The organism is Bradyrhizobium sp. URHC0002, from assembly GCF_054059515.1.
The window spans coordinates 890,420-902,994 of sequence record NZ_JBSSCF010000001.1; the positions used below are offsets into that span (position 1 = coordinate 890,420).

The 12,575-nt window shown below is 63.1% G+C and carries 10 protein-coding genes; 5 read left to right on the forward strand and 5 right to left on the reverse strand.

Features of this window, described 5'->3' with window-relative positions; all coding sequences use genetic code 11:
- Window positions 1-105: 105 nt before the first annotated feature.
- Window positions 106-2,538: a hypothetical protein gene (locus tag ACVWVY_RS04335; protein ID WP_456625220.1), complete on the reverse strand. Its 2,433-nt coding sequence runs from the start codon at window positions 2,536-2,538 to the stop codon at window positions 106-108.
- Between the two features lie 283 nt (window positions 2,539-2,821).
- Complete coding sequence (gene secA / locus ACVWVY_RS04340; protein ID WP_456625221.1) at window positions 2,822-5,659, reverse strand: preprotein translocase subunit SecA; 2,838 nt, start codon at window positions 5,657-5,659, stop codon at window positions 2,822-2,824.
- Window positions 5,660-6,007: 348 nt separating this feature from the next.
- Between secA and ACVWVY_RS04345 the strand changes: the two genes are divergently transcribed.
- The 3 genes from ACVWVY_RS04345 to ACVWVY_RS04355 all read left to right on the forward strand — a co-directional run bounded on the left by ACVWVY_RS04345 (window position 6,008) and on the right by ACVWVY_RS04355 (window position 8,757).
- Complete coding sequence (locus tag ACVWVY_RS04345) at window positions 6,008-6,928, forward strand: peptidylprolyl isomerase (protein ID WP_456625222.1); 921 nt, start codon at window positions 6,008-6,010, stop codon at window positions 6,926-6,928.
- A 161-nt stretch (window positions 6,929-7,089) separates the two neighbouring features.
- A complete protein-coding gene (gene argJ, locus ACVWVY_RS04350) occupies window positions 7,090-8,331 on the forward strand; it encodes a bifunctional glutamate N-acetyltransferase/amino-acid acetyltransferase ArgJ (protein ID WP_456625223.1) in 1,242 nt (413 codons plus the stop codon).
- A 15-nt stretch (window positions 8,332-8,346) separates the two neighbouring features.
- A complete protein-coding gene (locus ACVWVY_RS04355) occupies window positions 8,347-8,757 on the forward strand; it encodes a (deoxy)nucleoside triphosphate pyrophosphohydrolase (RefSeq protein WP_456625224.1) in 411 nt (136 codons plus the stop codon).
- A 22-nt stretch (window positions 8,758-8,779) separates the two neighbouring features.
- On the opposite strand, the gene ACVWVY_RS04360 is transcribed toward ACVWVY_RS04355, so the two are convergent.
- Window positions 8,780-8,995: a hypothetical protein gene (locus ACVWVY_RS04360; protein WP_456625225.1), complete on the reverse strand. Its 216-nt coding sequence runs from the start codon at window positions 8,993-8,995 to the stop codon at window positions 8,780-8,782.
- Window positions 8,996-9,050: 55 nt separating this feature from the next.
- On the reverse strand, window positions 9,051-9,626 hold the full coding sequence (locus ACVWVY_RS04365; protein ID WP_456625226.1) for a hypothetical protein: 576 nt from the start codon (window positions 9,624-9,626) through the stop codon (window positions 9,051-9,053).
- 140 nt (window positions 9,627-9,766) lie between these two features.
- Here ACVWVY_RS04365 and ACVWVY_RS04370 point away from each other — a divergent pair, with 140 nt between their 5' ends.
- Entirely contained in the window at window positions 9,767-10,711 is a 945-nt protein-coding gene (locus ACVWVY_RS04370; protein ID WP_456632097.1) for a LysR family transcriptional regulator, read from the forward strand.
- A gap of 123 nt (window positions 10,712-10,834) precedes the next feature.
- Here the strand turns inward: ACVWVY_RS04370 and ACVWVY_RS04375 are convergent, their stop codons facing one another.
- Entirely contained in the window at window positions 10,835-11,680 is an 846-nt protein-coding gene (locus tag ACVWVY_RS04375) for a methyltransferase domain-containing protein (protein WP_456632098.1), read from the reverse strand.
- A gap of 78 nt (window positions 11,681-11,758) precedes the next feature.
- Between ACVWVY_RS04375 and ACVWVY_RS04380 the strand changes: the two genes are divergently transcribed.
- Window positions 11,759-12,568: a ComF family protein gene (locus ACVWVY_RS04380; RefSeq protein ID WP_456625227.1), complete on the forward strand. Its 810-nt coding sequence runs from the start codon at window positions 11,759-11,761 to the stop codon at window positions 12,566-12,568.
- Window positions 12,569-12,575 lie beyond the last annotated feature (7 nt).

Genomic DNA, 12,575 nt, shown 5'->3' on the forward strand with positions numbered 1-12,575 from the left:
TGCTGCCGCACCCAAGCGTCGTCATGCCCGCGAACGCAAGCGGGCGACTTCGGAATTCCCTGACAATTTATCGCAACGACGCCCGCGGCTCAGAGCGCGGTCGAGTCATGAAACCGTTTCATCCTGTGGCACGAGGCCGACGCCGGTGACCGGCTTGGTTGCAGGCGCGACGAGGTCAGCCCGTCGGCTTGCGACGATCGCGATGGCGCAGACCACATAGAAGCACGCGCCGAGCGCATAGGTCTTGGCGATGCCGAACTGGATCGACAGGGCCATACCCAGCACCGACGCCAGCATCGACGTCACTCCGTTGGTGCTCCAGAAGAACGGCAACAGCGCTTCATGACGGCGCCAGATATTGAGGCCGAGCGGAAACATCATCCCCATGCAGAACGCCGGGGGCGCCAGCAGCAGGACGGAAACCAGAATGCGCATGTCGGTTGGTTGCGACCGCGTCCAAGTGGTGACCAGTGGCGTTAGCAGCCCGGCTGCCACGATGGTGATCAGGAGGACCGTCACCCTCCACACGATGGCACGCGGCCGAGGGGTATCCGCGCCGACTGTGGCGCTGCCCATGCCGCCGAAAAGAAGAATCGTGAACAGCACCACGCTCAGCCCGTAGACGGGATGGCCGAGGAAGACCATCAGGCGCTGCATCTGCGAGATCTCGATCAGCATGAAGCCCATCCCGATCGCGCTGAAATAGGCCATCGGCGGCGTCAGCGTCGACAACGGCATCCGCTTCGCAAGTCCAAGGAAGGGCAGCACGATGTAGTATCCGCAGGCAAGGAGCGCGACGATGATGAGCAAGCCGGTCATGCTGACCGCGACATTGTTGTCCATCGCTCCCCACGGATACATGTTCGTGAGATCGCCGAGGCGGGAAGTGAAGAAGAAGAACGGCTTGTCGTCTGTCGATGGAGCGATGTTCTCCGGCAGGGAATCGAAGAATGCCGCGTCCGCCTTGTCGGACAGCAACGTCGAGGTGATGGCATCGAAGGCGACGTCCGGCCCCAGGAATATCTTGAATCCCTGCGCCTCGAGCCTTCCGCGAGCCTCCTGCCATTGCGCATCGGTGAACGCGTCGGGCCGCGTAATGACCGTTACGATGTTGCCCACGTTAAGCGCGACAACATGATGCCGGAGCTCGGCGGCCGGCACGCCCTTGCGCTGCAAGGCGCTGGCTGCGATCGCGACCAGCCGATAGAATTCGCTGCGGTACTTGTCTCCCTTGTACCAGCGCGAGACCGACAGCAGCCCGCCTGGCTTCAGTGCGCGGTAAAAATCATCCCACGCATCGACGGTATAGAGGCGGTTTTCCGTCAGCGTCAGGCCGCCCGCCGCCGTCGCCGCCCAGGTATCGATGAGTGAAATCTGAACCAGGTCGTAGCGCTCGGGCGAGTGGTTGATGTAGCTTCGCGCTTCGGCATTGACCAGGGAAACGCCGGGCTGGCGCTCGAGATGGCCGGCAAAACCGGCGAATTTTTCGGTGAGCACCTCAAAGATCGCCGGATTGATCTCGATGCCACGAATCTGCTTGGCGCCGAAAACCAGTCCAGAAAGGATGTCGCGGCCGCCGCCAACACCGACGACAGCGACGTCGGCTGCCGGCTGCACCAGGTAGGCACCATTGATGACGTCATCTTTCAGGTAGCTGAGTTTGCCGATGTCGCCGTCGTGCCTGGTGATGACCGTGCCTGCATCGGCATCGATATCGATGTAATGCTGGTCAACCCTGGCATCGGACGGGCGGGCAAATCCCCAGCCGACCGGGGTTTTCTCGGGCCACTCCTTCACCCGAACCCGTGAATAGGTATTCCAGCGCTCGAACAGCGTACCGGCCTGTTCCTCACCCTTGGCCCAGAACACGCCGAGGTGGCTGTTGCCGGTAAGGTCGAGGCCGGTATGCACCATGGCCGCAGCGGCCATCGCCAACGCGACAGCACCGCTCAAGCGAAGGGTACGGACCTCGTCGCTGTTCCGGATGACAATCCAGCCCACGCCGGCAGAGAGGGCTGCAATCCATAATGTCGCACTGACGGGATCGATCACCAGCAGCAGAAAGATCACGCCGAGGCAACCAACTGCGGCCCCCAGGAGATCGGCTGCATAGAGCCATCCGCCGCTATATGGCAAACGGGTCAGCAAGAGCGTTATGCAAACGCCACCTTCGGTGAAAGGCCACACGAAGGCGAGGATTGCCAGCACAAGGACGACCGTCACGGCGTCGGTGGGCACTATGAGCGGCGTGCACAGGAGCACGACCATTGCGCCAACGCTACTGAGTGCGAACCACGATGCGTGGCGTGCGAATTCGACGCCAACCCGTTCGGACGTATAACGTGTGGGCTTGCCGTAGACCTCCATCGCTCCGCGGGTAAGCCCGAGCATGGCGAGTGAAATAGCGGCGAAGGCGAAATGATAATAGAGCATCACGCTGAAGAAGCGCGTTATCAGGATCTGGTAGGATAGCGTCGCGGACGCCAGCACGAAGATCGCCAGGTAATAGCGGCCGTTAATCTTGGATATGGATTGCAAGACGCTGTCCTCTGATGGAGCCCCGGGAAGGATCCTATGGGTGCGCCGTGGCCATTCGCGCAGTGCGCAATCGCCAAATTGGACATAACTTCCTAAACAACCCGTTACATGCCCTCAAAGACCGGGCGCTTGCGGGCATCGCCGCGTCACTCAATCCCGAATCGGCCGAGCCGGCGCGATATCGCGCCCTCGAAGCGCGAGTTCAGCCGTCAGACGAAACCGAGGGGTGAGAAGCCGGCGGGCGCGGCGTAGAAGCCCCGCCCACCGATGCGGCAGAGTGGGCTCAGCCGTATTTGCCGTGGCAGTGCTTGTACTTCTTGCCGCTTCCGCAGGGGCAATCCTCGTTGCGGCCGACCTTGCCCCAGCTTGCGGGATTCTTGGGGTCGCGGTCGGCGGCAGCGGTCTCGGGCACCAGCGAGGCGCTGGCGAACGCCATCTCGTCTTCGCCGGTATTCGGATCGAACTTGTGCGCTTCCATCGGCGGCAGCGCCGGCTGCTGCTCTTCCGGCGGCACGATCTCGACGCGCATCAATTGCGCCGTCACCGCCTCGCGCAGATGCGCGGTCATTGCCTCGTACAGGCCGAAGGCTTCCGACTTGTATTCCTGCAACGGATCGCGCTGGCCATAGCCGCGTAAGCCGATCACCTGACGCAGATGATCGAGCATGATAAGGTGCTCGCGCCAGAGGTGATCCAGCGTCTGCAGCAGAATGGTCTTCTCGACGTAGCGCATCACGTCGGGGCCCCATTGCGCCACCTTGGCCGCCATGTGCTCGTCGACGCGCTGCTCGATCCGCGTCAGCAATTCCTCGTCGGCAATGCCCTCTTCCTTGGCCCACTCCTCGACCGGCAGGTCGACGTCGAGCACGCGCTTCAACTCATCCTTGAGGCCCGCGACATCCCACTGCTCGGCATAGGCGTGTTCCGGCACATGCTTGACGACGATGTCGTCGATGAAGTCATGACGCATGTCCGCGACCATGTCGGCCACGCTGTCGCTCTTCATCAGCTCGACGCGCTGATCGAAGATCACCTTGCGCTGGTCGTTCTGGACGTTATCGAACTTGAGCAGGTTCTTGCGGATGTCGAAGTTGCGGGCTTCGACCTTCTGCTGCGCCTTTTCCAGCGCCTTGTTGATCCAGGGATGGATGATGGCCTCGCCCTCTTGCAGGCCGAGCCGCTGCAGCATGCTGTCGAGCCGGTCGGATCCGAAGATCCGCATCAGATCGTCTTCCAGCGACAGGAAGAATTTTGAGCGGCCGGGATCGCCCTGACGGCCGGAACGGCCGCGCAACTGGTTGTCGATGCGGCGGGATTCATGCCGCTCGGAGCCCATGATGTAGAGCCCGCCCGGCTTGGTGATGGTCTTGGCCGGCCTGCTGCCCTTGGCGGGCTCGACTTCAACGACGTCCTCGGCCTTCAGCACGATCTCGCGGAAGCGCTCGATGTCGGCCTTGATCCGCTCGATCTTGGCGGCCTTCTCGGCCTCGTCGGTGATGTCAGCGGTCTCCTGCTGGATCCGCATCTCGAGCGAGCCGCCGAGCTTGATGTCGGTACCGCGACCCGCCATGTTGGTCGCGATCGTGATCGCGCCGGGGACGCCGGCTTCGGCGACGATATAGGCTTCCTGTTCGTGGAAGCGCGCGTTCAGGACCGCAAACAGCTTTGCAGGCTTGCCCGCCCGCGCCGCGGCGTAGAGCTTCTCCATGCCGGATTCCGCGCCGAAATCGATCTGCTTGTAGCCGTGTTTCTTCAAATAATCGGCCAACACCTCCGACTTCTCGATCGAGGCGGTGCCGACCAGCACCGGCTGCAGCCGCTTGTTGGCGCGTTCGATCTCAGCCAGGATCGCGGCGTATTTCTCGTTCTGGGTGCGGTAGACTTCATCGTCCTCGTCGAGACGCGCCACCTGCACGTTGGTCGGGATTTCCACGACCTCCAGCTTATAGATGTCGAACAGTTCGTCGGCTTCGGTCAGCGCCGTACCGGTCATGCCCGCGAGCTTTTCGTACATCCGGAAATAGTTCTGGAAGGTGATCGAGGCCAGCGTCTGGTTTTCCGGCTGGACCTGGACGTGCTCCTTGGCTTCCAGCGCCTGGTGCAGTCCTTCGGAATAGCGGCGGCCCTGCATCATGCGACCGGTGAATTCGTCGATGATGATGACTTCGCCGTCGCGAACGATGTAGTCCTTGTCGCGCGTGAACAGCGAGTGCGCCCGCAGCGCCTGGTTGATGTGGTGAACGACCGAGACGTTCTCGACGTCGTAGAGCGAATCACCCTTGAGCTGTCCGGCGTCGCGCAGCAGCGTCTCGATCTTCTCCATGCCGGCTTCGGTCAGCGTCACCGTGCGCTGCTTCTCGTCGACGTCGTAATCGGTCTTGTCGAGCTTGGGCAGGAAGGTGTCGATGGTGTTGTAGAATTCCGAGCGGTCGTCGAGCGGACCGGAGATGATCAGCGGCGTGCGCGCCTCGTCGATCAGGATCGAGTCGACTTCGTCGACGATGGCGTAGAAATGGCCGCGCTGGACCATGTCCTCCAGCCGGTACTTCATGTTGTCGCGCAGATAGTCGAAGCCGTATTCGTTGTTGGTGCCGTAGGTGATGTCGCGCGAATAGGCTTCCTTGCGCTCGGAATCGTCGAGCCCGTGCACGATCACGCCGACGGTTAGCCCGAGAAACTGGTAGATCTGGCCCATCCATTCGCTATCGCGGCGGGCGAGGTAATCGTTGACGGTGACGACGTGGACGCCCTTGCTGGCCAGCGCGTTGAGATAGACCGCGAGCGTGGCCACCAGCGTCTTGCCTTCGCCGGTCTTCATCTCGGCGATGTCGCCCTCGTGCAGCACCATGCCGCCGATCAGCTGGACGTCGAAATGGCGCTGGCCGAGGGTGCGCTTGGCGGCCTCGCGCACGGTGGCGAAGGCCGGCACCAGGATGTCGTCGAGCGTCTTGCCTTCGGCGAGCTGTTGGCGGAATTCGGCCGTGCGGGCTTTCAGCGCTTCGTCGGAAAGCGCGGTGAGCTCGGGCTCAAGCGCGTTGATGGCGTTGACGCGGGTCTGATAACCCTTCACCCGCCGGTCGTTGGCGGAGCCGAAAAACTTGCGGGCGAGCGCGCCGATCATGCCAATTCCTGCCTTTGCCGTTACTTGCGTTGCGAGCCGTGCCGTGGACCACCAGGTTGCCTATCAACTCACCGTGACACATCGCGGCAAATACCCGTTCCGGGGCATCATCCGCCTAATGAGTGGGAATTAAGCAATCCAAGGTTCAACGGCAAAAAGCGCAGCAAAATAAGCGCTATCGCCGCTGGAGGTTCCGGCACAGATATGGCTGGGTCGGGGCCTTGTCAACGTGGGTCCATCTGTCAACGAATTCATCATTTTGACAGACTTTTCGCGTTGCCAAGGCCGTATGATTGGGCGAGTGTCCCGCCGCCTTTGCCGCCCCCTTCTTCAAGACAAGGATTTTCCATGACCACCTCGTTCCCGGAAACGAAAACCGGCCTGCGCTTCGGCCTCGCCTCCCTGGCCGCCACGGCCTGTCTGGCTGCGATTTTGGCCGCCGGCCTGCCGGTTCGTGCCCAGGACAACCCCGTTCTCGCCAAGGTCAACGGTGTCGAGATCCGCCAGAGCGACGTCGCCCTCGCCGAAGAGGAACTCGGCCCCAGCCTCGCCCAGATGGACCCGGCGACCAAGAAGGACAATGTGCTGGCCTTCCTGATCGACCTGAAAATCGTCGCCAAGGCCGCCGAGGACAAGAAAGTCGAGAACTCCGAGGACTTCAAGAAGCGCCTGGCGTTCACACGCAGCCGCCTTCTGATGGACAGCCTGCTCGCCACCGAGGGCAAGGCTGCGACCACCGAAGAGGCCATGAAGAAGGTCTATGAGGAGGCCTCCAAGCAGATTACCGGCGAAATGGAAGTTCACGCCCGGCACATCCTGGTCGAGACCGAGGACGAGGCCAAGGCGATCGCGGAAGAGCTTAAGAAGGGCGGCGACTTCGCCGAACTGGCGAAGAAGAAGTCCAAGGACCCCGGCGCCTCCGATGGCGGCGATCTCGGCTTCTTCACCAAGGAACAGATGGTGCCGGAATTCTCCGCCGTCGCGTTCGTGCTCGAACCCGGCAAGGTCTCCGACCCCGTCAAGTCGCAATTCGGCTGGCACATCATCAAGGTCGAGGAAAAGCGCGCCCGCAAGGCCCCCGACTTCGAGCAGGTCAAGGCCCAGATCGAGACCTATGTGACGCGCAAGGCCCAGGCCGAGTACGTCGCCAAGCTGCGCGAAGCCGCCAAGGTCGAGCGCATGGACAAGCCGGCGGAAGCCGCCAAGACCGAAGCCAAGCCGGATGCCGCAAAGCCCGCGGATTCCAAGATGGCGCCGGCGAAGAAGTAAAAAATCGCTGTCCCTTCTGCGGAACCGATAGTATTGACCATCGTCATGGCCGGGCCGAAGCGCCCGGCCATTCCATGTCCGGGGACTGGTTGCTAGGCCCTCAAGACGTCGATGCCGGCGCAGGTCCGGCTATGGTTGATCTGGTCGAAGAAGGTGCCCGCATGTCCACCACCATTTCCCCCCTCGCCCCGACCGATGTCCCCGAAATGCCCGCGATTGCCGGCGTAAAGCTCGCCACCGCCGCCGCCGGCATCCGCTACAAGGGCCGTACCGACGTGCTGCTCGCCGTCATGGACAAGGGCACCACGGTCGCCGGCGTCTTCACCAAATCGAAATGCCCGTCTGCTCCCGTTGAATGGTGCCGCGCCAAGCTCGGCCGCGGACAAGCCCGCGCGCTGGTGGTCAATTCCGGCAACGCCAATGCCTTCACCGGCAAGACCGGCAAGCAGTCGACGGCGCTGACCGCGCAAACCGCCGCGAAGGCCGTGGGCTGCACCACCGGCGACGTGTTCCTCGCCTCCACCGGCGTGATCGGCGAGCCGCTCGACGCCACCAAATTCGACGGCGTGCTGGCGACGCTGGCAGAGGCCGCCACGCCCGACCACTGGATGGCCGCCGCCAAGGCCATCATGACCACCGATACCTTCCCGAAGGTCGCGACCGCCACGGTGAAACTCGGCAAGACCAAGGTGACCATCAACGGCATGGCCAAGGGCGCCGGCATGATCGCGCCCGATATGGCGACCATGCTGTCCTTTGTGTTCACCGACGCGCCGCTGTCGTCCGCCGTGCTGCAGGCACTGCTCAAGGGCGGCGTCGAGGACACCTTCAATGCCGTCACCATCGACAGCGACACCTCGACGTCGGATACGCTGCTGGCCTTCGCTACCGGCGCAGCCGCTGCCGGCGGCGCGCCAAAGATCAGCCGCGCCAGCGATCCGCGCCTGAAGGCTTTTGCCAAGGCGTTCCGCGAGGTGCTGGCCGATCTTGCCGAACAGGTGGCCCGCGACGGCGAAGGCGCGCGAAAGCTGGTCGAGGTGATTGTCGAAGGCGCGACCACCAAGGCCTCGGCGCGCAAAATCGCAATGTCGATCGCGAATTCGCCGCTGGTGAAGACGGCAATCGCCGGCGAGGACGCCAATTGGGGCCGCGTGGTGATGGCGGTCGGCAAGGCCGGCGAGCCCGCCAACCGCGACAAGCTTTCGATCTCGTTCAACGGCATTCGCGTCGCCAAGAGTGGCGCGCGCGATCCGTCCTACAATGAGGCCGAGGTTTCCGAGGTGATGAAGAACCCGAAGATCCAGATCAAGGTCACGCTCGGCCTCGGCAAGGGCCGCGACCGCGTGCTGACCTGCGACCTCACCAAGGAATATGTCGCGATCAACGGCGACTACCGGTCATGAGCGAGACAGCGGCGCATGGCTGACATCAAGCTCACCCTCGTCGTCGCCTGCGCTCTGGTCGATGCCGACAAGCGCGTGCTGATCGCACAGCGCCCACCGGGCAAGGCGCTCGCGGGCCTGTGGGAGTTTCCCGGCGGCAAGGTCGAGCCCGGCGAACGGCCGGAGCAGACGCTGATCCGCGAACTGCATGAGGAGATCGGGATCGACGTCAGCGAGCCGTGCCTGGCGCCGCTGACCTTTGCGAGCTACGCCTATGACGGCTTTCATTTGCTGATGCCGCTGTACATCTGCCGGCGCTGGGAAGGCCTGGCTATCGCGCGCGAGGGCCAGCAACTGGCCTGGGTCCGCGCCAACAAGCTGCGCGATTACCCGATGCCGCCCGCAGACATTCCGCTGATCCCGCATCTGATCGATTTGCTGATGTAGACATTTCCGACAGCCGCAAACTCTATTTGTTTCCGAGCTGAACCTGCTGATCGACCAAAATCCTGACGGCGTGCACGGAGAGGCGCCCGAGCAGGATCGGCCTTCCGCTGAAAATCCCCGTTTCGGGGGCGTATTTGGTTACGTAGCCGGTCGGACAATCCAGCGCAGACCATACGAACCCGGGAGCGACCAAGCCATCGGCTACGGCGAGGCGACGCGGGATCGTCATCGTCTGCATGCCATCCTCCCGGCGATGCTACGGATTGCACTTCTACTTTCCCTGTGCCCAGGGCTCAGCTGGCCTTCGCGCGCAGACTTGCCTCGTAACGCGCATTCGCTTGTTCGAACATGCGGAGCGTCCGTTCGCGGTCGTGGCGGTGCTCATCCAGCGTCAACGAATCCCATTCGCTGCGCTCTGCGGCGAAGAAATCGCCGCCCCCATAGATGTGGATCGCGCCGGTCAACCGATCAATCGGATTGATAACGGAGTGGATGACATCCGGACCGAGCGCCACGGCGTCCTTCTCGCACAAGGCTTTTGCCCCGGCGGCCTCTATCCTGTTCGGGTCGCCTGGAATGCGTCGCCAGAAGACGTTGTCCTCCCGGCCCGAGTAAATGCCAATGACGGCCCACATGCGATGGTTGTGAGGCATCACCATCATGCCCGGCGCCCACACCACATTGAGGATCGTCAGGGAATCAGAATGGAAAAGTTCGCGGATTCCGGCGCGTGTCGGCTCACCGAGCCCTCTCAGCACCGCCGCCGGCTCGGACATCGCGCGAGCAACGGCCTCGCGAATTGCCTTATGGGTCGTGTCTGCTGCGAAAGCTGCCCGGCAGTCGGCGATGAATTGCTCGGTTCCAAACATCGCGGTCGCCCTTGCGAGACGAAGCCTGCTCGATCATCCGCCAGCGGTGACGGTGCCGATGCTTCGAGAAGCTTGGAGCAGCTTGTCTCATGTGTCCAATGCAATTATCATGCTCAAATTCATGCATGGCTTGCATTGAAATGAATCTTCGACACCTGCAAACGTTCGTCGTCATTGCGGAAGCTGGGGGCTTCGCCCTCGCTCGAGGACGGCTGCACCTGAGCCAGCCGGCCGCTTCTCGCCAAATTCAGGCTTTCGAGACCGAGCTTGGAATTCCCTTGTTCGATCGCGTCGGCCGCCGGATCAAACTGACATCCGAAGGCGAGGACTTGCTGCGACGCGGTCGCCGGCTCCTGCAGGACATCGAGTCCTTCGGTGAGCGTGCACGCGCGCTGAAAGTCGGAAAGGCAGGCACGTTGCGGGTTGGTAGCAGCACCCAACACATGGAGACAGTGCTCGCCGATTTTCTGCCGTCCTATCGGCGCCGACACCCATCCGTGGATATCCACCTGGTCGAAGATGGTGGCGCCCGCGTTCCGGATCGGCTCGAACGCGGCGATATTCACCTCGCCCTCATTCCAGCCGCTGATGATGCCTATCACCGGCGGTTGCTTGCACCGGTCCATCTGCTTGCCGTGGTTTCGCCAAGCCACCGTTACGCAAGCCGCAGGAAACTGGAGCTTGCCGAACTCGCCGACGAGTCTCTGCTGCTGCTGCGGCGGGATTACGCATCTCGCGGATGGTTCGATGCAGCCTGCAATGTCGCGCATATCAAGCCGCGCGTCATTCTCGAAAGTGCAGCCCCTCACACACTCCTCGCACTGGCGAGAACCAGCAACGATGTTGCTATCGTGCCGTCAAACGTCCAGGTCCCACCTGCTGGCGTCCGCGCCTTGCCGCTGGTGCACAGCGGCGCGCCGATCGGGCGATGGACCGTGGTGGCCTGGGACCCGCAGCGTTTTCTGGCGCCCTATGCCAAATCGTTCATCGACGAACTCGTCGCTTATTGCCGCCGTCACTACCCTGGACGCGAGTTTGCAAAGCGGGTACCGCCCTTGCCGAAACCGGAGGAGACGAAGGGGTAATCGCCTCGCGATAGAGCCATTTCCGTTCCGATTGCATCGGAACGGAAATCTAGATTCTTGTTCTGATGCGTTTGCTTCGCAAGCCGGTGTGCACTTCGCTGGAGCGCTCTAATGAGCCCAGCCCTAGGTGTTTGACTGCCGTTTCACCGCAGCTTCAAGGCTGGCTTTCGCCGAGCCCGGCTTCAGCGGCTTCTGCTGGCTGTCGTGCGGGGCCCAGCCGGATAGCCAGACGATATCGAAGGTGACGCGGATGCGGCCGTCGGCATCCGCGAACCGCTCACTATAGATCTGTGCCATCCGCAGCATGGTGGCGCGGCGGGTCGGCGTACGCCGCCGCTCGATCAGAATATTGCTCGCGCCCATGCGCCGGAGATCGGCCATCAGCGCAAAGGCGCTGTCGTAGCGCACCACGACGCGGTCGACGTCGGTGACCGGCAGCGCAAGACCGGCACGCTGCAAGAGACTTCCGATATCGCGCAAATCCGCAAACGGCGCGACGCGCGGCGATACCCCGCCCTCGCACTCGGCTTCTGCCGCCGCAAAAGATTGCCTGAGCTCCGTCAGCGTATCGCCGCCGATCATTGCCGCCAGCAACAGCCCGTCGGGCCTGAGCGCGCGGCGAATCTGCGCCAGCGCGCCGGGCAGATCGTTGACGAACTGGAACGCGAGCGCAGAGATGGCGAGATCGATCGATTGCGGCGGCAAGCCCACCGTTTCCATTTGATCGGGATCGAGGCGCCTGATCGACTGGAAGCGATCAGCGATGGGCTTTCGCAGCAATTCGTCCGGCGTCCAGATATCGGCGACATCGGCAAAATTCCGCATCACCGCGGCCAGCCGCTCCTCCATGTCCTCCCTGACACGATCAAGCAGGAACGTCACCGGGCCGACACGCCGCGCGCGTTCCATCCGCGCGCGCAAGAGTGCGCGGTCGAACAGGATCGGTGCGGCGGTCGGGTTCGAAACCATGCCGGTTGGTACGCTGGTTCCGCTCTCTCTGGCAATCCTGCGCTTGAGCACGCCGCCCGCCGGCGCTAGCCTCGCCCGATGGACGCCGAGGCATCACCACCACGCTCCATCGTCAGCCACCTGCGCGGCGCGTTGAGCGCCTGCCGCGACGCGTTCGCGCATCTTCCAAAACTCGCGCTCGACATCGCGCTGCCGACGCTGTGCGTTTCCTGCCGCGAGCCGGTCGATGGCGAGGGCGTCTGCGCGGAATGCTGGGCAAAACTGTCGTTCATCGCACCGCCGTTCTGTCCGCGGCTCGGCATTCCCTTTGTCTACGATCCGGGTCCCGAATTGCTGTCGATGGAGGCCATCGCCAGCCCACCGGCGTACCAGCGCGCCCGCGCTGCGGTGCGCTATGACGACGTCGCCCGCACGCTGGTTCATTCGCTGAAATACCAGGACCGCACGGATCTGGCGCCCGCGATGGGCCGTTGGATGGCCCGCGCGGGTCGGGAATTGCTCGACGAGGCTGATGTGCTGGTGCCGGTACCCCTGCACTGGCGGCGCGGCTGGAGCCGCCGCTACAACCAGTCCGGCGCGCTGGCGCGGGTGATTTCGCAGCAAACCGGCGTCAAACTGGCCTCTGAGGCGCTCCGCCGCATTCGCGCGACCGAACAACAGATTGGCCTGTCCCGGGCGCAGCGCGCCAGCAATGTGCAGGGTGCCTTCAAGGTCGCCGCCGATCGCATGGCTGATATCCAGGGCCGCCGCATCATCCTGATCGACGATGTCTTGACCTCGGGCGCCACAACGGACGCCTGCGCCCGGGCGCTACTGCGCGCCAAGGCCGCGCAGGTCGACGTGCTGGTATTCGCGCGGGTTGTGGACACCCACCGCGCTCCCATATAATTCAAGT

What these genes read in the sequence shown, in the direction of transcription:
- secA (WP_456625221.1), bottom strand. Translation starts at nt 5,659, where the DNA reads ATGATCGGCGCGCTCGCCCGCAAGTTTTTCGGCTCCGCCAACGACCGG.
- ACVWVY_RS04345 (WP_456625222.1), top strand. Translation starts at nt 6,008, where the DNA reads ATGACCACCTCGTTCCCGGAAACGAAAACCGGCCTGCGCTTCGGCCTC.
- argJ (WP_456625223.1), top strand. Translation starts at nt 7,090, where the DNA reads ATGTCCACCACCATTTCCCCCCTCGCCCCGACCGATGTCCCCGAAATG.
- ACVWVY_RS04355 (WP_456625224.1), top strand. Translation starts at nt 8,347, where the DNA reads ATGGCTGACATCAAGCTCACCCTCGTCGTCGCCTGCGCTCTGGTCGAT.
- ACVWVY_RS04360 (WP_456625225.1), bottom strand. Translation starts at nt 8,995, where the DNA reads ATGCAGACGATGACGATCCCGCGTCGCCTCGCCGTAGCCGATGGCTTG.
- ACVWVY_RS04365 (WP_456625226.1), bottom strand. Translation starts at nt 9,626, where the DNA reads ATGTTTGGAACCGAGCAATTCATCGCCGACTGCCGGGCAGCTTTCGCA.
- ACVWVY_RS04370 (WP_456632097.1), top strand. Translation starts at nt 9,767, where the DNA reads ATGAATCTTCGACACCTGCAAACGTTCGTCGTCATTGCGGAAGCTGGG.
- ACVWVY_RS04375 (WP_456632098.1), bottom strand. Translation starts at nt 11,680, where the DNA reads ATGGTTTCGAACCCGACCGCCGCACCGATCCTGTTCGACCGCGCACTC.
- ACVWVY_RS04380 (WP_456625227.1), top strand. Translation starts at nt 11,759, where the DNA reads ATGGACGCCGAGGCATCACCACCACGCTCCATCGTCAGCCACCTGCGC.